The following is a 19,462-nucleotide window of genomic DNA, read 5'->3' as shown; positions in this document are numbered from 1 at the left end:
CAATGACCACGCTCGATTTGGTAACCTTAAGCGAACGGACAAAACAGCATAAAAACGCGCTGATCCATATTGTAAAACCGCCGGTTTGTACTGAGCGGGCGTTGCATTATACCGAAGCTTATCAACAACATCAGGATAAACCGCTGCCAGTTCGGCGGGCGCTGGCGCTGGCTCATCACTTACAGCAACGCACTGTTTGGATTAAAAATGATGAGCTAATTATTGGTAATCAGGCCAGCCAATTACGCGCCGCGCCGATTTTTCCTGAATACACCGTGAGCTGGATTGAGAGTGAAATTGACGAGTTAGCCGATCGCCCCGGTGCCGGTTTCTCAGTCAGTGAAGCCGACAAAACTGTATTACACCAGCTGTGCCCGTGGTGGCGCGGCCAAACTGTGCAAGACCGCTGCTACGGCATGTTTACTGATGAGCAAAAAGCGCTGCTGGCGACCGGCATCATAAAAGCCGAGGGCAATATGACCTCCGGCGATGCGCATTTGGCGGTTAACTTCCCGTTATTGCTAGAAAAAGGGCTGGATGGCCTGCGCAGTAAAGTGGCCAGCCGGCGTTCTCGGCTGCAACTGACAGACTGGAGTGACCTGCACAAAGAACAATTCCTGAAAGCGATTGATATCTCGCTGGCTGCTCTGAGCGCACATATTGAGCGCTATGCCGCAGTAGCACGGCAAATGGCGGAAGAAGAAACCCGTGAGTGGCGGCGCATTGAGCTACAAAAAATCGCCGAAAACTGTGAGCTAATTGCTCATCAGCCGCCGCAAACTTTCTGGCAAGCCCTGCAATTGTGCTATTTCATCCAACTGATTTTGCAAATTGAATCCAACGGTCATTCCGTCTCGTTTGGCCGTTTGGACCAGTATTTGTACCCATGGTATCGCCGCGATGTCGAGCTGGAAAACACCCTCAGCCGCGAACAAGCCATTGAGATGCTGCATAGCTGCTGGCTGAAATTGCTGGAAGTGAACAAAATCCGCTCCGGTTCGCACTCCAAGGCCTCGGCGGGTAGCCCGCTTTATCAAAACGTCACTATCGGCGGGCAAAAATTGGTGCAGGGCAAAGCCATTGATGCGGTGAATCCACTTTCTTATGCGGTGCTGGAATCCTGTGGGCGTTTGCGTTCAACCCAGCCAAATCTCAGTGTCCGCTATCATGCCGGCATCAGTGATGATTTCCTGGATGCTTGTGTGCAAGTCATTCGCTGCGGTTTTGGTATGCCCGCCTTCAATAATGACGAAATTGTTATTCCCGAATTTATCAAACTGGGTGTCGAGCCGCAGGATGCCTATGATTACGCGGCGATTGGCTGCATTGAAACCGCCGTCGGCGGCAAGTGGGGCTACCGCTGCACCGGCATGAGTTTCATTAACTTCGCCCGAGTGATGTTGGCGGCGCTGGAGCAAGGCCGCGATGCCACTTCCGGCCAGGTGTTCTTGCCGCAAGAGCAAGGATTGTCAAAAGGCAACTTTAGCGATTTCTCTCAAGTCATGGCGCAATGGGATGCGCAGATTCGCTATTACACCCGCAAATCCATTGAAATAGAGTGTGTGGTGGACACGATATTGGAAGAGAACGCCCACGATATTGTCTGTTCAGCGCTGGTGGATGATTGTATTGAGCGCGGCAAAAGTATCAAACAGGGCGGGGCGCGCTACGACTGGGTTTCCGGCCTGCAAGTCGGGATTGCCAATTTGGGTAACAGTCTGGCGGCCGTGCGCAAATTGGTGTTTGAACAACAACTTATCGGTCAACAGCCCTTTATTAGCCAAAAACCCTTTATTAGCCAAAAACAGTTGGCCACGGCATTAGCCAATGATTTTGCTGGCCTGAATGGCGAGCAGCTACGCCAGCATTTGATTAATTCAGCGCCGAAATACGGCAATGATGTTGATGATGTCGACCAACTGTTAGTGCGGGCTTATCAGACTTATATTGATGAGCTGAAGCAATATCACAATACGCGTTTTGGTCGCGGCCCGATTGGCGGCACTTATTATGCGGGAACCTCGTCTATCTCTGCCAACGTGCCATTTGGCGCGGCGACCATGGCAACACCCGATGGCCGTAAAGCGCACAGCCCATTGGCGGAGGGGGCAAGCCCCGCTTCTGGCACTGACCATCTGGGGCCTACGGCGGTGTTTAACTCATTGTCAAAATTGCCGACGGCCTCGATTCTGGGCGGCGTGTTGCTCAATCAAAAGTTGAACCCGTCCACATTGGATAACCCGCGTGACCGCGAAAAGTTGATGATGATGCTGCGCACTTTCTTTGAGGAGTATCTGGGCTGGCATGTGCAATACAACATTGTATCGCGTGAGACATTGCTGGAAGCCAAGCAGCACCCGGATCGCTACCGTGATTTAGTGGTGAGAGTCGCCGGTTACTCGGCATTCTTCACCGCGCTGTCGCCGGATGCACAGGACGATATTATCGCCCGTACTGAACATACTTTGTAATCGAGTCTTGCTTTCCCGAGTAATAAAAGTTTCTGAGTAATGGTGTCTTTCACCAGCCAGTGGGCTAAATAACCTACTGGCTTTTTTTATTCTTGGTATGAATTTACATGACAATATTTTGGGATGGGAGTCTAAAAAATGAGCTTGACGCGTAGCTACGCTGTGGCTACGATAAGGATAAATTAATGGAGGTTACTATGACTGATACTGTGGTTCGCGCTAGAGTCTCACCTGCATCTAAAGCTGCTGCGATGGCGAATGCAAAAGCGCTTGGCCTTGATTTATCTACCGTGATCCGCATGGTAGTTAATCGCCTTGCTGTTAATGCAGAGCTCCCCATAGATTTACTCCAACCTAATCAGGAAACGCTACAAGCTATCCGTGATCTAGAGAATGGGGTAGAAGTTCATCGTGTTGATACGGTTGATGCACTCAAACGCGATCTTGGTTGGTAAACATGCTTGAGATTGTTTATCAGAGCCGCTTTAAAAAAGATGCAAAACGGTATACAAACAATAAAAAAGCACAGAAAGTTATTTTAGAAACTATTTCGCTATTACAAACGGGCGAAAAACTCCCGCAAAAATACAAAGAACACCCCTTGATTGGTAACTATATTGGTTATCTGGAATGCCATCGCATGCCAGATTTGCTGTTAATTTATCAACGTAGTGACGGCTATCTTAAGTTATACCGCGTGGGAAGCCATTCTGATTTATTTTAGCGTGGGCAAGCACCATACAGGTTGAATAACAGTAATATGCTCTGTCAAAGATCTCGTAGTATTTCCTGTCATTATAATACCCACAATAGCTGTTTCTGGCGCTGGAGCCTGGAATGAAATCTGCATTAACCTTTTCCCGCCGTATCAATCCGGTTTTTCTCGCTTTCTTTGTGGTGGCTTTTCTTTCCGGTATCGCGGGTGCCTTGCAAGCCCCGACCTTAAGTCTGTTTTTAAGCACCGAAGTTAAAGTGCGGCCACTATGGGTTGGGCTGTTTTACACCGTGAATGCTATTGCCGGGATTACCGTCAGCTTTGTGCTGGCCAAGCGCTCGGATTCACGTGGTGATCGCCGTAAGCTGATTATGGTTTGCTATTTAATGGCGGTGGGGAACTGCCTGTTATTTGCCTTTAATCGTGATTATCTGACCTTGATCACCGCCGGTGTGGTGTTGGCCGCCGTGGCTAACACCGCCATGCCGCAAATTTTCGCTCTAGCGCGTGAATATGCTGATAGCTCGGCCCGCGAAGTGGTGATGTTCAGCTCCATTATGCGTGCGCAGCTCTCATTGGCTTGGGTTATCGGGCCGCCGCTGTCATTTATGCTGGCGCTGAATTACGGTTTTACCCTGATGTTCAGCATTGCCGCCGGTATTTTTGTGCTGAGTGCGCTGGTGGTGTGGTTTATTCTGCCGTCGGTGCAGCGGGCAGAGCCGGTAGCGGACGCCTCGGTAGTGGCGCAAGTGAGCTTGTTTGCTGATAAAAACGTGTTGTTATTGTTTATTGCTTCAATGCTGATGTGGACGTGTAATACCATGTATATCATTGATATGCCTTTATATATTACCGCCAGCTTGGGGTTACCTGAGCGGTTAGCGGGTTTATTGATGGGGACGGCGGCCGGGCTGGAAATTCCTATCATGTTATTGGCGGGTTATTCAGTCAGACGTTTTGGTAAGCGCAAAATCATGCTGTTTGCGGTGCTGGCTGGCGTGCTGTTTTATACCGGATTGGTGCTGTTTAAATTCAAAACCGCCCTGATGTTATTGCAGATTTTTAATGCCATTTTCATCGGCATTGTCGCCGGGATCGGTATGCTTTATTTTCAGGATTTAATGCCCGGCAGGGCGGGTGCCGCTACCACGTTGTTTACCAACAGCATTTCAACCGGGGTGATTCTGGCGGGGGTGCTGCAAGGGGTGTTAACGGAAACTTGGGGACATGATTCGGTGTATGTCATGGCGATGATTCTCGCCATTCTCTCACTTATCATTTGTGCGCGAGTCAGAGAAGCCTAGCGCCCGAAGACGCTAGGTATCCAGATAAATTAGCGCAGGAATTCTGGCTGTTGTTTTTCGTAGGCTGAAATATTACTTTCATGCTGTAGTGTCAGGCCAATGCTGTCTAAACCGTTAATCATGCAGTGACGGCGGAAACTATCAATTTCGAAAGAATAACTTTTCCCACCGGCATTTACTGTCTGGTGCTCTAAATCGACAATAAATTCGATGCCTTCATTCTCTTTAACCAACTGGAATAAAGTATCAATATCCGCTTCATTTAATGTGACCGGCAATAACTGGTTATTAAATGAATTGCCATAAAAAATATCAGCAAAGCTTGGGGCGATAACCACTTTGAAACCGAAATCTGTCAGTGCCCAAGGCGCATGTTCACGTGATGAACCGCAGCCAAAGTTTTCGCGGGCTAACAAAATGGTCGCACCCAGATAGCGAGGTTGGTTCAGCACAAATTCAGAGTTGGGCACTTTGCCGGCATCATCGAGAAAACGCCAGTCGTTAAACAGGTGTTGACCAAAACCGGTGCGCGTCACTTTTTGCAAAAACTGTTTCGGGATAATCGCGTCAGTGTCGACGTTCGCCGCATCCAATGGAACGACCAGACCCTTATGTTGAGCAAAACCCGCGTGTTGAGTAACTTTTGTCATGGTGGTGTCTCCGATTAGTGGGTGGCGGCGGATAAGTCGCGGACATCAGCAAAGTGACCACTGACCGCCGCTGCGGCAGCCATTGCCGGGCTAACCAAATGAGTGCGGCCCCCACGGCCCTGACGCCCTTCAAAGTTCCGGTTGCTGGTGGAAGCACAGCGCTCGCCGGGCTCCAGGCGGTCATTATTCATCGCCAAACACATAGAACAACCGGGTAAACGCCACTCAAAACCGGCTTCGATAAAGATTTTATCCAAACCTTCTGCTTCGGCCTGCGCTTTCACTGGGCCGGAGCCGGGTACCACAATCGCCTGTACGCCGGTCGCCACTTTGCGCCCTTGCGCCACGGCGGCGGCGGCACGTAAATCTTCAATGCGCGAGTTGGTGCAAGAGCCGATAAAGACTTTATCAATCGCCACTTCGGTCAACTTGATACCAGGGCGCAAGTCCATATAAGCCAAAGCTTTTTCTGCCGAAGCGCGCTCAACTGGATCACTGAAAGATTCCGGTGCCGGGATGATTTCATTCACCGCGATGACTTGGCCCGGATTGGTGCCCCAAGTCACTTGCGGCGCTATCTCGGCGGCATCTAAGGTGACGACAGTATCGAATTTGGCGTCAGCATCAGATTTCAAGCTGCGCCAGTAGGCCACACCTTGCTCCCATTGCTCGCCAGTCGGCGCAAATTGCCGTCCTTTCAGATAGTTAAAAGTGGTGTCGTCCGGTGCGACTAAACCGGCTTTAGCGCCCATTTCGATCGCCATATTGCACAAAGTCATCCGGCCTTCCATGCTCAGCGCTTCAATCGCGCTGCCGCAGAATTCCACCACATGGCCAGTACCACCGGCGCTGCCGGTTTTGCCGATAATGGCCAGCACGATATCTTTAGCGGTAATACCGGGGCCAACATCGCCATTAACTTCAATTTTCATGGTCTTGGCGCGGCCCTGTTTCAGGGTTTGGGTGGCCAACACATGCTCAACTTCTGAGGTGCCGATACCAAATGCCAATGAGCCAAATGCGCCGTGGGTGGCGGTGTGGGAGTCTCCGCACACAATCGTCATCCCCGGCAGAGTCATCCCTTGCTCTGGGCCGATGACGTGCACGATGCCCTGGAATGGGTGATTCAAATCATATAAAGAAACGCCAAATTCAGCACAGTTTTTGATCAACTCTTGCATCTGAATGCGCGCCATTTCGCCGCTGGCATTGATATCTTTGGTTTGCGTAGAAACGTTGTGATCCATGGTGGCAAAGGTTTTACCTGGCTGGCGTACCGGGCGGCCCATGGCCCGCAAGCCGTCAAAGGCCTGCGGCGAGGTCACTTCATGCACTAAGTGGCGGTCGATATACAACAGCGGGGTTTCATTTGGCGCTTCGTGAACAATATGCGCATCATACAACTTTTGGTATAAAGTCTTGTTTTGATATAAAGTCTTGCCCATATTAAACCCCCTCCGCCACAAATTTAGCGATGATATCGCCCATTTCATTTGTGCCGATTGCTTTGCCATCACCGGCCAAATCAGCAGTGCGATAGCCTTGTTCCAATGCTTGATTGATGGCGTTTTCAATCGCGCCAGCCGCGTCGTCTTTACCCAAACTAAAGCGCAACAACAGGGCCAAAGACAGAATTTGCGCGATAGGGTTGGCGATGTTTTTGCCCGCGATATCCGGTGCGGAGCCGCCCGCAGGTTCATACAAACCAAAACCTTGCTCATTCAAACTGGCGGAGGGCAGCATACCCATCGAGCCGGTTATCATCGCGCACTCATCAGACAAAATATCGCCAAACAAGTTGGAGCACAACAACACGTCAAACTGGGATGGATCTTTAATTAACTGCATGGTGGCGTTATCAATATACATATGGGATAACGCAACATCTGGGTAATCGGCTGCAATGGTGGTGACCACTTCACGCCACAGAATAGAACTTTGCAACACATTGGCTTTATCAATAGAGGTAACTTTGCCACGGCGTTTGCGGGCTGATTCAAAGGCAATGCGGGCAATGCGTTCAATTTCAAAACGGTGATAAACTTCAGTATCAAACGCACGTTCGTGCATACCCTGGCCTTCACGACCTTTTGGCTGACCGAAATAGATACCGCCGGTTAATTCACGCACGCACAGAATATCGAAACCTCGGGCGGCAATATCACTGCGCAATGGGCAAAAATCTTCTAAACCTTGATACAGACGCGCAGGGCGTAAGTTGCTGAATAATTTAAAATATTTTCGCAAAGGTAACAATGCACCGCGCTCAGGTTGTTCCGCCGGTGGCAAATGTTCCCATTTGGGGCCGCCTACGGAGCCAAATAAAATGGCGTCAGCTTGCTCGCACCCGCTCACTGTAGCAGGTGGCAATGGGCTACCATGGCGGTCAATGGCCGCGCCACCGACATCATACGCGCTGGTTGAAATCTTGATACCAAAGCGCTGGCGCACCGCATCCAATACTTTATTCGCCTGAGCCATTACTTCAGGGCCAATACCGTCTCCGGGCAAAACGGCAATATGATAAGTTTGAGTCATGTTCACACCATTTCCTGATTATTTTGTTGCAAGCGCTGCTTCTCGATTTCGACCTGATGAGCGCGCCAGATGTTATTTAATACGTGAACCAATGCTTTTGCGGATGACTCGACAATATCTGTTGCCAGGCCCACACCATGGAAACGGCGGCCTTTGTGGTCAACCACGATATCAACCTGACCCAATGCGTCTTTACCTTGACCATTGGCAGACAGTTGATATTTCACCAGTTCAATCGGGTAGTCAGTAATGCGGTTGATGGCCTGATACACCGCATCGACCGGGCCATTACCGGTGGCCGCTTCTGATTTAACGTCTTCACCACAGACCAATTTCACTGATGCTGTCGCCATCACGCTGGAGCCAGACTGCACACTGAAATAGTCTAAACGGTAATGTTCTGGCTCTTCCTGCTGCTTATTAATGAAAGCCAATGCTTCCAAATCGTAATCAAAAACCTGGCCTTTCTTATCCGCTAATTTCAAAAATGCGTCATATAAGGAATCCAAATTATAGTCTTTATCCTGATAACCCATTTCTTCCATACGGTGTTTGACGGCGGCGCGACCCGAGCGGGAAGTCAGATTCAACTGCACTTCTTTCAAGCCGATGGACTGAGGGGTCATGATTTCGTAGTTTTCGCGATTCTTCAGCACGCCATCCTGATGAATACCGGAGGAGTGGGCAAAAGCATTGCTGCCGACAATGGCTTTGTTAGCCGGTATTGGCATGTTGCATAACTTACTGACCAATTGGCTGGTGCGATAAATTTCTTGATGATTAATATTGGTATGCACGCCTAACATGTTTTCGCGCACTTTAATCGCCATGATCACTTCTTCCAGCGAACAGTTACCGGCGCGCTCGCCCAAACCATTAATGGTCCCTTCGACCTGACGCGCCCCGGCTTGCACCGCGGTAATGGAGTTGGCTACTGACATGCCCAAGTCGTCATGGCAATGGACAGAGATAATGGCTTTATCAATATTCGGCACCCGATTATACAAATCAGTGATGATTCCACCGAACTGATAAGGCGTGGTGTAGCCGACGGTATCAGGGATATTGATGGTTGTGGCACCGGCATTGATCGCGGCCTCTACGATGCGGCACAAGTTATCAATTGGGGTACGCCCCGCATCTTCGCAAGAGAATTCCACGTCATTAGTATAGTTGCGGGCGCGTTTTACCGAGTGAACGGCCATCGCCAACACATCATCAAACGAGCGCTTTAATTTGGATTCAATATGTAAGGTGGAGGTCGCCAAAAACACATGAATTCGGAATGCTTCAGCAATACGCAAAGCTTCAGCGGCAACATCTATATCTTTGTCGACACAGCGCGCCAAGGCGCAAACCCGGCTATTTTTTACTTGCTGGGCAATGGTGCGAACTGACTCAAAATCGCCAGGGGAGGAAACCGGGAAACCGACTTCCATGATATCGACACCCATTCTTTCCAATGCTAACGCAATTTGCAGCTTTTCTTTCACACTTAAGCTGGCTTGCAATGCTTGTTCACCATCGCGCAAGGTTGTATCGAAAATAATGACTTGTTGGCTCATGGGTTGTTCCTTGTCGTGTTTACATTTGCGCTTAGCGGGTAAAAAAAAACCCGCGCATTTGCGCGGGCTTGTTAATCTTGATGACTGAATCAGTTCTGATTTCCGTCCACCAACATACCGCGCAAGTGAGATGCGTTGAGTAGTAGGCCTAGTAGACGGGTTGAGTAGAACATAATTTTTCAGTTTCTCATTGGTTAAAATATTGCGTTGCCTAAATTGATACGTGAATTCTATGGTTGTGTCAACATTTGTTTAAAATGGCGTGTTCAACTGGTTACGAGGATACTGAATTCAGTATAGCGACATAAAAAACTTAAAAATTAATTTATAAAGATTTTTAATCTGACTATCTAAACCGTGGATTTTGCATTGTTTGGCATAATACTCAAAATGTGGGGGATTATGCTTTTTGTCTATGTGATGAACTGATGGCCTGTTTACTTTCTCTCCGTGGCTCTGGTTAGTGGGTTTTTATACTCTGTTGAGGGATAATTAAATTAACAGGTTAATAATTAACCGCAGGCAGTCTTATTTTTTATACAGATAGTGAATTTACACAGCAGTTATTTTATCTTAATGAATATATTTGTTCTAGGATTATATAATTCATGACTATTTATATTAATTATAATTAGATTTAGTGAGGTATTTTATGTTTTTTGTGTTTTTTTTAATATAATTAAGGGTTAATAAGTTATAAGTGAAGAATTTATTATTCATTAATGCCATAGTTGTTAATCCTCTCATTTTGTGATGTGAACATGTCAAAAGTTCTATTATTAACATTGATGAGGCATGGCCTTAATATTGACAATGTAGATTGATTTTATTTACCATGCAAAATATTTTGCATATTCTTCTTGTTTATATATTTGCCTATGGGTTTTACTGATCACCAAATGCATTAGGTGTGATTTATATTTTCACACTTATACAAGGATGAGACTCGATTTTACCTCTTAAGGTATTAAAGAGAACATTGGTATTATTAATGATAAGTGTTCAAAGATATTTTGAAACAATAATAAATATCTATGAGGTTATTTATTAATCATGCCATCTGCATAAAGCTTAGTGGAGTTAAGCATGTTTGAACATAACTTAGGAATCGACAGTCAAGTCACTAAAAAGGAAGGGAGCGACGTTCATTTACGCAGTGTCGACCTCAATCTATTAACTGTTTTCGATGCTGTGATGCAAATGCATAATGTGACACGTGCGGCACAGTCACTGGGGATGTCCCAGCCTGCAGTGAGTAACGCCGTAGCTCGTCTCAAAGTGATGTTTAATGACGAGCTGTTTGTTCGTTATGGCCGAGGTATTCAGCCAACAGCCAGAGCGCGCCAGCTTTTTGGGCCGGTACGACAGGCATTACAATTAGTGCAAAATGAGTTGCCAGGTGCGGGGTTTGAAGCCAAAAATAGTGGGCGAGTATTTAATTTATCTATTTGTAGCCCTCTGGATATTAGGCTAACCGCACAAATCATACAGCAGGTTAATCAATTAGCACCCAGTGTTCAGCTCATTATTAGATCTTATCTTAATGAGAATATTGAACATCAGTTACGTTATCAAGAAACCGAGTTTGTTATCGGTTATACCAAGTTCGAGCGTTCCGATTTCCATGATATATCACTGTCCCAAGATGAGTCCGTTTTGGCAGTGTCTAAAGATCATCCGCGTATTGATAATTCAATTACTCAAGAACAACTTCTTTCTGAATTACATGCGGTGGTGTCCTTAGATAAAGTGGGTTCTTTCAGTGAACTTTATTATGAGTCGGCCATCAGTAGTCAAACTATTGCTTATGAAAGTACTGATATGAACAGTGTGCTGAATATTGTCTCTCAAACTAGCCTTGTTGCAATTGCTCCTCGTTGGTTAGTTCAAACATACAGTGAGGCCCTTAATCTGAAACTTATCCCGTTACCGTGGGAGGACACGTGCCGCTCATGTTACCTCACTTGGCATGAATCAACGGATAGAGATAAGGGACATCAGTGGATGAAAGAATTACTCGGCCAGCTTAGTATTCCTTCTTAATTATTATCATTAAGTCCTGCTGCTGAAATGGTTTTATTCTCAGTGGCAGGCAAGGGCAGTAGCCTAATTTAAAATGAATCTTTTTGTCTCCCATCCAGCATAATATTCTTACCCGTCTGAGTTCCCTTTTTGTCGTCCTGAATGCTGTATTTTTCGTCAAAATCTATTTCAGCTCACACTTCTGCGCTGAATTTTGTTTGCCATAAGCGATAGAGTGGGTAGACTGCGCGAAAAAAAGTGAACGACTGTAAGCTGAAAGGCCATAAGCAAAAGCAGTGGTACACTTTAACAAATGATTTCTCAGCGAGCTGCGATGTTATGACTCAACTATTAGATAAATATCACCTTGTGCGCCGTTTGCGCCAACAAATAAGCCAGAGAGCTGACAAGGTCGCGTTCCGTGAATGGTCGCCAGAAGGCGAAAATCGACTGACCTGGCGGCAGATTGATACTCATGTGACGCGGATTTCAGCGGCTTTGTTGTCCTTGGGGGTTGCAATCCAGGAGCGTGTTGGGATTTTTGCTAATAACAGCATGGCTTGGTCATTAGCCGATTTAGCTATTTTACAAATACGCGGTGTGAGTGTGCCCTTGTATGCCACCAATACAACAGCTCAAGCTGTTTATGTCATGAATGATGCTGATGTGCGCATTTTATTTGTCGGTGGACAAGCACAGTTTGATGTCGCAATCACCCTCAAGCCGCTATGCCCACAACTGAGCCAAATTGTGGTATTAGACCCCCATGTAGATTTGCGTGGCTGCGAATATGCCCAGTATTTAGCGGATTTTGAACAGCAGCCTGATGCGGTCCAGCAGCATTTATTAACCGCACGTATAGAGGGTTGTGATTTAAGTGATTTATTCACATTGATTTATACCTCGGGCACGACCGGCGAGCCGAAAGGCGTGATGCTGGAGTACCGGAATATGGCCGCTCAGCTCTATTTGCATGACCAGCGCTTGACTCTGACATCTGAAGATACCTCCCTTAGTTTCCTACCGCTGTCCCATGTGTTTGAGCGGGCCTGGAGTTTCTATGTCATGCATACCGGCGCGCAAAATGTGTATATCAGTGACACCAATTGGGTGCGTGCCGCGATGCAGGCAGTAAAACCGACGGTGATGTGTGCGGTTCCACGTTTCTACGAGAAAGTGTTCAGCGCTATAAATGACAAAGTTGCCTCGGCAAAATGGCATCGCCGGATGTTATTTAATTGGGCGGTTCGGTGTGGCGAGCGCAAATTCCAAGCCTTGCAACGTGGGCAAACTTCCTCGTGGCTCTCAGAGCAAATGTTTAAGTTGGCGGATCGTCTGGTATTGAGTAAGTTGCGCGCCCTGCTGGGGGGAAAAGTACGTTTCTTACCGGCCGCGGGTGCACGGCTGGATGACAATATTCTTCTGTTTTTCCAGGCCATTGGCGTCAATATCAAGTACGGCTATGGCATGACAGAGACCTGCGCCACCGTTTCTTGTTGGGAGGATAAAGACTTCCGGTTTGGTTCTATCGGTAAGCCATTACCGGGGATTGAGGTGCGTTTGGGCGCTGAAAATGAAATTCAAGTGCGCGGCCCAGTCGTCATGCGCGGCTATTTCAATAAACCCCAAGAGACCGCAGAATCTTTCACTGAGGATGGTTGGCTCAAAACCGGTGATGCTGGTGCGCTAGATGCTCAGGGGAATTTATTCATCACCGAGCGGCTGAAAGATTTGATGAAAACATCGGGCGGAAAATACATTGCGCCGCAGATGATTGAAGGCACTCTAAACCAGGATCGCTTTATCGAGCAAGTTGCGATTATTGCCGATACCCGCAAATTTGTTTCGGCGCTGATTGTCCCGTGTTTCGAATCGCTGGAAGAATATGCGCATTCGATAAACCTGAAATATCATGACCGGCTCGAACTGTTACGTCATAGTCATATTGTCAGTTTGTTCGAGCAACGGCTGAAAGATATGCAAAAAGAGCTGGCAAAGTTCGAGCAAGTTAAGCGCTTTACTCTGTTGCCACAGGCCTTCACGATGGAAATGGGTGAATTGACACCTACCATGAAATTACGGCGTAAAATCATTCTCCAGAACTACCAGAATGAAATTGACTCCATGTACCGCGATTAACCCATCAATGTTTTCACTGCATTGGCCGGTATCTGTCTGATGATATCGGCCATTGCTGACTTTCTGCCCAGCAGTTTCTCTTCCCCCCTCTCTTTGCAGCGCAGCGGTTATTTTACTGTCTCCAATGAGTAAAAATTCTCAGCCTGATTTAGTTCTATAATTGGGTGTTAATGCGACGTTAAAAACAAGAATTCCCATCCTCAGGCAGTGTTTTATTTTCAGAATAAAGCCAAATGCAGGGTGTGGCCGACAGAATTGCCTTTAGTTGAGAGAATTGTTGTTTGCTTGCCAGAAATTCTGACGTTATGTTAATAAGTTAGTTACGTTAATAAATATCCAAATAATAACAAGCAAAGAATAGGAATACAGGGCGTTGTGCCTTTCCTACCGGGTTTCGTGGAAATGATTTCCCGTTATCCAATGAGCAAACTAAGCCTGGAGGCAAAACCCATGGAGATGTTGTCAGGAGCCGAGATGGTTGTCCGATCGTTAATCGATCAGGGCGTTAAGCATGTATTCGGTTATCCCGGCGGGGCCGTACTTGATATCTACGATGCCCTGCACCGGGTCGGAGGCATCGATCACGTGCTGGTGCGCCACGAACAAGGTGCGGTTCACATGGCCGATGGTTATGCACGAGCTACGGGCGAGGTTGGTGTGGTGCTGGTGACGTCCGGCCCCGGTGCAACCAATGCGATTACCGGTATTGCGACGGCGTATATGGATTCAGTGCCGATGGTGGTGCTTTCTGGCCAGGTACCGAGCTCACTGATTGGCTACGATGCTTTTCAGGAATGTGACATGGTGGGGATCTCCCGCCCAGTGGTTAAACACAGCTTCCTGGTTAAGCGCACCGAAGATATTCCAACTGTATTGAAAAAAGCATTTTATCTGGCGTCGACAGGCCGTCCTGGGCCGGTGGTTATTGATCTGCCAAAGGATATTGTTGGCCCAGCGGTCAAAATGCCTTATGCCTATCCAGAGCAGGTCAGCTTGCGCTCTTATAATCCGACGGTGCAAGGTCATCGCGGGCAGATTAAACGCGCGCTGCAAACTATTTTGGCGGCTAAAAAGCCGATTATGTATGTCGGGGGCGGGGCGATTAACTCAGCTTGCCACCCAGAGTTACTAATATTTGCCGAGAAGCTGAATTTACCGGTCACCAGCTCTCTGATGGGGTTGGGCAGCTTCCCGGGGACTCATCGTCAAAGTGTCGGCATGTTGGGAATGCACGGGACGTTTGAGGCCAATATGGCCATGCATAATACTGATTTGATTTTTGCCGTGGGCGTGCGCTTTGATGACCGCACCACCAATAATCTGGCGAAATATTGCCCGAATGCAACTGTGGTGCATATTGATATCGACCCAACATCTATATCAAAAACTGTGGAAGCGGATATCCCGATTGTCGGCGATGCCAAACAAGTCTTGACGCAAATGCTGGACTTATTGCCGCAAATTGATTGCGCACAAGATTTCGATAGTTTGCGTGATTGGTGGCAATCCATTGAACAGTGGCGTGCCCGTGATTGCCTGAGTTACAACAAAGACAGTGGCAAAATCAAACCGCAGGCGGTGATTGAAGCACTGCATCGCCTGACCAAAGGTGAGGCTTATGTCACCTCTGATGTAGGTCAACATCAAATGTTCGCTGCACTTTACTATCCCTTTGATAAACCACGTCATTGGATCAACTCCGGCGGTTTGGGCACCATGGGCTTTGGTCTGCCTGCGGCCCTTGGAGTGAAACTGGCTTTACCTAAAGAAACCGTGGTGTGTGTCACCGGTGATGGCAGTATCCAAATGAATATTCAGGAATTATCTACCGCGCTGCAATACAACTTGCCCGTGTTGGTTTTGAACCTGAATAACCGCTATCTCGGTATGGTGAAGCAATGGCAGGATATGATCTATTCTGGCCGACATTCACAGTCTTACATGGATTCTCTGCCTGATTTCGTCAAATTGGCAGAAGCTTATGGCCATATTGGTGTTTCCATTCGGACACCGGATGAGTTGGAAAGCAAACTGGCCGATGCTTTGACACAATTATCCAAGACTGAACGTCTGGTATTTGTGGATGTGACTGTCGATGAAACAGAGCATGTTTACCCGATGCAGATTCGCGGTGGTGGCATGGACGAAATGTGGCTTAGTAAAACGGAGAGGACATAATTATGCGCCGCCGGATTTTATCAGTTCTGCTGGAAAACGAATCAGGTGCCCTATCAAGAGTGGTCGGCCTGTTTTCTCAGCGCGGTTATAACATTGAAAGTTTGACGGTTGCGCCGACCGATGACCCAACACTGTCCAGAATGACCATCCAAACTGTGGGTGATGCTAAAGTTCTGGAACAGATTGAAAAACAGCTACATAAGCTGGTGGATGTCTTGCGGGTTAGCGAGTTGGTTTCGGGGTCACATGTTGAGCGCGAAATCATGCTGGTGAAATTGCAGGCCAGCGGTTATGGGCGTGAAGAAGTAAAACGTTGCGCTGAAATTTTCCGTGGGCAGATTGTGGATGTTACCGCCACGCTTTATACCGTGCAGCTTGCTGGCACCAGCGACAAACTGGATGCATTTTTGAATGCGGTGCGGGAAGTGGCCGAAATTGTTGAAGTTGCTCGCTCCGGTATTGTCGGTGTCTCCCGTGGCGACAAGATAATGCGTTAATCATGGTGATTAATACTGACTAATCTCCAATTATCAGGCTCAGCAGGTATGTTGAGCTTTTTTTTTCTTATTTTTTAACCTGGATAGCGTTATATAGCAGTGAAAGCGGTTGCTCAATAGTGAGTTCTGCGGTTAGATCATATCCATGGTTAAACTATGTCTATATACCCGTCATACTTCAAGCTGCATATGTGTTGGCTGCACTCAATCACCCGAATCACTTACTTGTGTAAGCTCATCGGGATTTTCTCGCTTGCCGCTTTCCTGCAACTCGAATTATTTAGGGTATAGGCGTCTTGGTCTAACCTACAACATCACTTTACAGGGTTTATAAGGGGTCAATGTGAAACTGGATGAAATCGCGCGCCTTGCGGGTGTTTCGCGCACTACGGCCAGTTATGTCATTAATGGCAAAGCGAAACAGTATCGGGTCAGCGATAAAACAGTAGACAAAGTTATGGCGGTTGTCAGGGAACATAACTATCACCCAAATGCTGTCGCGGCAGGGTTGCGCGCGGGCAGAACCCGTTCGATAGGCTTGGTTATCCCGGATCTGGAGAATACCAGCTACACCCGTATCGCAAATTATTTGGAGCGACAGGCTCGCCAGCGGGGTTATCAACTGCTGATCGCCTGTTCTGAAGATCAACCAGATAATGAAATGCGCTGTATTGAGCACTTGTTGCAGCGCCAGGTTGACGCCATCATTGTTTCCACCGCCTTGCCGCCGGAGCACCCGTTTTATCAGCGCTGGGCAAATGATCCATTGCCGATAATTGCACTTGATCGCGCACTTGATCGGGAGCATTTCATCAGTGTCGTCGGTGCGGATCAAGAAGATGCACAGATGTTGGCGCAAGAGCTGCGTTCTTTCCCGGCAGAGTCCGTCTTGTATCTGGGCGCACTGCCAGAACTATCAGTCAGCTTCCTGCGGGAGATGGGGTTCCGTGAGGCGTGGAAAGATGATCCGCGCAAGGTCGATTTCCTGTATGCCAATAGCTACGAGCGCGACGCAGCGGGTGTGCTGTTCGCTGAATGGTTGAAGACCCATCCAATGCCACAGGCATTGTTTACCACCTCATTCCAGCTGTTACAGGGCGTTATGGATGTCACTTTAAAACAAAGTGGCCGTCTGCCTGCTAATCTGGCGATTGCTACTTTTGGTGATAATGAACTGTTGGATTTCCTCGAATGCCCAGTATTGGCGGTGGCACAGCGCCACCGTGATGTTGCCGAGCGCGTGCTGGAGTTGGTATTAGCTAGCTTAGATGAACCTCATAAACCGAAACCGGGGTTAACCCGCATTCGCCGCAATCTGTTCCGCCGCGGCAGTTTAAGCCGCAAATAATCTACGTTTTAGCCAATCAGGGCCATCCGAGGCCCTGATTGTTGTTTGCTTGTGTAATTCATCCCACTTATACCCAATAGATTTCAAGATGCAGGAAAGCGGCAAGCAAGATCATCTTGATGAGTCTATTTATTTTAAGTTCAACAACCAGTAAGTGATTCAGGGGCGCGAGCGCGGCCAATACACCTGTAACTTGAAAGATGACGGGGTTATTAGACATAGCCCGCGACACGGAATAACCTGCGGCAATACTCCAAAAAGTAGCCATAAGCCACGCCCATTGCCATTGAAACCAAGGCATTACTCGCAACCGCTGTGGTGATTTGCTCTAAATCAGCCCCGACTGACCATAAAATTATGGCATAAACCGGTGACTGGAAGCTGACATAGGCCAGTAAGTCGGCCAGACTTTTCGCCCAAAAATGCTCTCCAGCATGACAACGCGCAAAACGGATGAAAGCATCCCGATATACGCCGTAGGGCCAGGCAATAAGAATGTTGACGGGAATTGAGACCAGCCGGGAAGAGAGTGACTGCTGGAAAGTCATTCCCGAGATCACTATTTCAATTATCATGCCGATGACAAAACAATACACCACGAGTGCAAAAGTATCGGCTGCTGCACTACGCAGACGGGACCCAGTTGAAAACATTGTCATTAACTCCCTAATTGGGGGAAAAATCTGCCAGAATGGCAAATATTGAAATTAATAGCAGATTTTATGTATTGCTCATCATGTAAATTGTAGGTGATTATATTGTGATATTGCTTTTTGTGTAGTTTACAGTGCTATTGTTGGTAATATAACCAGCTTAAAATTTTTATTTTTAACATTTGACTGGTTTTTATACTTTGTACTGTGAGAAATTGGGCTTTTCGTGGTCTTTTAAATGGCGGGATGCGCGTTTTTTATTGAAAAACAGAGGGTTAACTATTTCATTGGCTGGATGGGAAACGGCATGTGGCAAGAGGCAAATTTAAAATAATCGGAAGAAAGAAAATTTATTTACAGTCTTTTCTTAATTTAAGATTTATCTGTCTGAAGGTATTCATATTTCATCAATATCTAAAAATAGGCGCTAATAATTTATTTCAAAATAGATTAATCCCCATCGGTTAATTGAAGTAAAATGTCTGCCAGTTAACACTTGTTGTTATCAAGGATATTATTGTATTGCCGTCGGTTTTGCTGCTAACTTCCCTGCTTTTTCTCAGGAAACACCAGTAGCCGTGGGTTTTGTGCTCAAACTGTATAATTTCAAACCGCACAATTTTTATACTAAAAATGAGACATTCCTTGCAGAAGGAAATAATGCGTCAATTAATTGACAATTTATTATTTATTTAAGTTGCTGGAATTACTGGTGGAAAAATAGCCCGTTTATCATGACGTTAATTTCTATTTCAACCCCGAAAATAGCCCCTTATACGAGATATATCTCAAAAATGACCCATAAATATTGTCAAAGCGCATCCGCTCTGGCTTGACAAGGTTTTCATACCATCCGTAAACTCTTTAATGTGGGGATTTGTGGGGTAAAGTGGCGAATTGGGTCGTGAGGGGGTAACTCAGTCATGTTTCGTGGGGCAACGATGGTTAACCTCGACAGCAAAGGGCGGCTTGCCGTACCTACCCGTTACCGGGATTTGCTGAATGAGGAATCGCAAGGCCAGATGGTCTGTACCATAGACCTTCACCAACCATGCCTGTTGCTTTATACACTCCCCGCATGGGAAGTCATTGAACAAAAATTATCTCGTCTGTCGAGCATGAACCCAGCTGAACGTCGAGTTCAGCGTTTGCTGTTAGGGCATGCCAGTGAATGTCAGATGGATGGCGCTGGGCGCTTACTGATTGCAGGAACATTGCGTCAGCACGCCGGGCTGAATAAAGAAGTGATGCTGGTTGGGCAGTTCAATAAGTTTGAACTGTGGGATGAACAGACCTGGTATCAACAAGTCAAGGATGACATCGACGCAGAACAGTCGACTCAGGAACCCCTTTCTGAGCGGCTACAGGACTTATCGCTATAA

General features: G+C 47.2%; 15 protein-coding genes. 10 read left to right on the top strand and 5 right to left on the bottom strand.

Annotated features, from left to right (window positions below):
- Window positions 1-2 precede the first annotated feature (2 nt).
- The 4 genes from FTA91_RS09970 (at window position 3) to FTA91_RS09955 (ending at window position 4,490) form a co-directional block, all read left to right on the top strand.
- Entirely contained in the window at window positions 3-2,471 is a 2,469-nt protein-coding gene (locus FTA91_RS09970; RefSeq protein ID WP_145583255.1) for a formate C-acetyltransferase/glycerol dehydratase family glycyl radical enzyme, read from the top strand.
- 197 nt (window positions 2,472-2,668) lie between these two features.
- Complete coding sequence (locus tag FTA91_RS09965; protein ID WP_050113752.1) at window positions 2,669-2,926, top strand: type II toxin-antitoxin system RelB/DinJ family antitoxin; 258 nt, start codon at window positions 2,669-2,671, stop codon at window positions 2,924-2,926.
- Between the two features lie 2 nt (window positions 2,927-2,928).
- Window positions 2,929-3,195, top strand: a complete 267-nt coding sequence (locus tag FTA91_RS09960; RefSeq protein ID WP_050113685.1) for a type II toxin-antitoxin system RelE/ParE family toxin — start codon at window positions 2,929-2,931, stop codon at window positions 3,193-3,195.
- A gap of 113 nt (window positions 3,196-3,308) precedes the next feature.
- Window positions 3,309-4,490: a sugar efflux transporter gene (locus FTA91_RS09955; RefSeq protein ID WP_145583252.1), complete on the top strand. Its 1,182-nt coding sequence runs from the start codon at window positions 3,309-3,311 to the stop codon at window positions 4,488-4,490.
- Between the two features lie 29 nt (window positions 4,491-4,519).
- Here the strand turns inward: FTA91_RS09955 and leuD are convergent, their stop codons facing one another.
- From leuD to leuA, 4 genes are read right to left on the bottom strand one after another with little or no spacing between them, the layout of a single operon-like run.
- Entirely contained in the window at window positions 4,520-5,140 is a 621-nt protein-coding gene (gene leuD / locus FTA91_RS09950) for a 3-isopropylmalate dehydratase small subunit (protein WP_050113687.1), read from the bottom strand.
- A gap of 14 nt (window positions 5,141-5,154) precedes the next feature.
- The gene (leuC, locus tag FTA91_RS09945; protein ID WP_050113688.1) at window positions 5,155-6,585 is read right to left on the bottom strand and encodes a 3-isopropylmalate dehydratase large subunit; all 1,431 of its coding nucleotides are present in this window, start codon (window positions 6,583-6,585) and stop codon (window positions 5,155-5,157) included.
- Window position 6,586: 1 nt separating this feature from the next.
- Window positions 6,587-7,678, bottom strand: a complete 1,092-nt coding sequence (gene leuB, locus FTA91_RS09940) for a 3-isopropylmalate dehydrogenase (protein ID WP_145534316.1) — start codon at window positions 7,676-7,678, stop codon at window positions 6,587-6,589.
- A 2-nt stretch (window positions 7,679-7,680) separates the two neighbouring features.
- Window positions 7,681-9,243, bottom strand: a complete 1,563-nt coding sequence (leuA, locus tag FTA91_RS09935; protein WP_145534318.1) for a 2-isopropylmalate synthase — start codon at window positions 9,241-9,243, stop codon at window positions 7,681-7,683.
- A 1,086-nt stretch (window positions 9,244-10,329) separates the two neighbouring features.
- Between leuA and leuO the strand changes: the two genes are divergently transcribed.
- From leuO to cra, 5 genes are all read left to right on the top strand, one after another.
- Window positions 10,330-11,286 (top strand): transcriptional regulator LeuO, encoded by a 957-nt coding sequence (gene leuO, locus FTA91_RS09925; protein WP_050113691.1) that lies wholly within the window; start codon window positions 10,330-10,332, stop codon window positions 11,284-11,286.
- 318 nt (window positions 11,287-11,604) lie between these two features.
- Window positions 11,605-13,404, top strand: coding sequence for an AMP-dependent synthetase/ligase (locus FTA91_RS09920; protein ID WP_050113692.1), 1,800 nt, complete (start codon window positions 11,605-11,607; stop codon window positions 13,402-13,404).
- Between the two features lie 450 nt (window positions 13,405-13,854).
- A complete protein-coding gene (gene ilvI, locus FTA91_RS09915; RefSeq protein ID WP_050113693.1) occupies window positions 13,855-15,582 on the top strand; it encodes an acetolactate synthase 3 large subunit in 1,728 nt (575 codons plus the stop codon).
- Window positions 15,583-15,584: 2 nt separating this feature from the next.
- Window positions 15,585-16,079: an acetolactate synthase small subunit gene (ilvN, locus tag FTA91_RS09910; protein WP_004388986.1), complete on the top strand. Its 495-nt coding sequence runs from the start codon at window positions 15,585-15,587 to the stop codon at window positions 16,077-16,079.
- A gap of 343 nt (window positions 16,080-16,422) precedes the next feature.
- On the top strand, window positions 16,423-17,427 hold the full coding sequence (gene cra, locus FTA91_RS09905) for a catabolite repressor/activator (protein WP_004388987.1): 1,005 nt from the start codon (window positions 16,423-16,425) through the stop codon (window positions 17,425-17,427).
- A gap of 212 nt (window positions 17,428-17,639) precedes the next feature.
- Here the strand turns inward: cra and FTA91_RS09900 are convergent, their stop codons facing one another.
- Window positions 17,640-18,080 carry an L-alanine exporter AlaE gene (locus FTA91_RS09900; protein WP_050113695.1) on the bottom strand — a complete coding sequence of 147 codons (441 nt, stop codon included), beginning with the start codon at window positions 18,078-18,080 and terminating at the stop codon, window positions 17,640-17,642.
- Window positions 18,081-19,003: 923 nt separating this feature from the next.
- Here FTA91_RS09900 and mraZ point away from each other — a divergent pair.
- Window positions 19,004-19,462: a division/cell wall cluster transcriptional repressor MraZ gene (mraZ, locus tag FTA91_RS09895; protein ID WP_005167064.1), complete on the top strand. Its 459-nt coding sequence runs from the start codon at window positions 19,004-19,006 to the stop codon at window positions 19,460-19,462.

This window comes from Yersinia thracica (assembly GCF_902170565.1).
Taxonomy (GTDB): Bacteria; Pseudomonadota; Gammaproteobacteria; order Enterobacterales; family Enterobacteriaceae; genus Yersinia; species Yersinia thracica.
This window is presented reverse-complemented; position numbering and strand designations above follow the sequence as displayed.

Excerpts from the sequence above, each read along its gene's own strand:
- FTA91_RS09970 (WP_145583255.1), top strand. The coding sequence starts at position 3 with ATGACCACGCTCGATTTGGTAACCTTAAGCGAACGGACAAAACAGCAT.
- FTA91_RS09965 (WP_050113752.1), top strand. The coding sequence starts at position 2,669 with ATGACTGATACTGTGGTTCGCGCTAGAGTCTCACCTGCATCTAAAGCT.
- FTA91_RS09960 (WP_050113685.1), top strand. The coding sequence starts at position 2,929 with ATGCTTGAGATTGTTTATCAGAGCCGCTTTAAAAAAGATGCAAAACGG.
- FTA91_RS09955 (WP_145583252.1), top strand. The coding sequence starts at position 3,309 with ATGAAATCTGCATTAACCTTTTCCCGCCGTATCAATCCGGTTTTTCTC.
- leuD (WP_050113687.1), bottom strand. The coding sequence starts at position 5,140 with ATGACAAAAGTTACTCAACACGCGGGTTTTGCTCAACATAAGGGTCTG.
- leuC (WP_050113688.1), bottom strand. The coding sequence starts at position 6,585 with ATGGGCAAGACTTTATATCAAAACAAGACTTTATACCAAAAGTTGTAT.
- leuB (WP_145534316.1), bottom strand. The coding sequence starts at position 7,678 with ATGACTCAAACTTATCATATTGCCGTTTTGCCCGGAGACGGTATTGGC.
- leuA (WP_145534318.1), bottom strand. The coding sequence starts at position 9,243 with ATGAGCCAACAAGTCATTATTTTCGATACAACCTTGCGCGATGGTGAA.
- leuO (WP_050113691.1), top strand. The coding sequence starts at position 10,330 with ATGTTTGAACATAACTTAGGAATCGACAGTCAAGTCACTAAAAAGGAA.
- FTA91_RS09920 (WP_050113692.1), top strand. The coding sequence starts at position 11,605 with ATGACTCAACTATTAGATAAATATCACCTTGTGCGCCGTTTGCGCCAA.
- ilvI (WP_050113693.1), top strand. The coding sequence starts at position 13,855 with ATGGAGATGTTGTCAGGAGCCGAGATGGTTGTCCGATCGTTAATCGAT.
- ilvN (WP_004388986.1), top strand. The coding sequence starts at position 15,585 with ATGCGCCGCCGGATTTTATCAGTTCTGCTGGAAAACGAATCAGGTGCC.
- FTA91_RS09900 (WP_050113695.1), bottom strand. The coding sequence starts at position 18,080 with ATGTTTTCAACTGGGTCCCGTCTGCGTAGTGCAGCAGCCGATACTTTT.
- mraZ (WP_005167064.1), top strand. The coding sequence starts at position 19,004 with ATGTTTCGTGGGGCAACGATGGTTAACCTCGACAGCAAAGGGCGGCTT.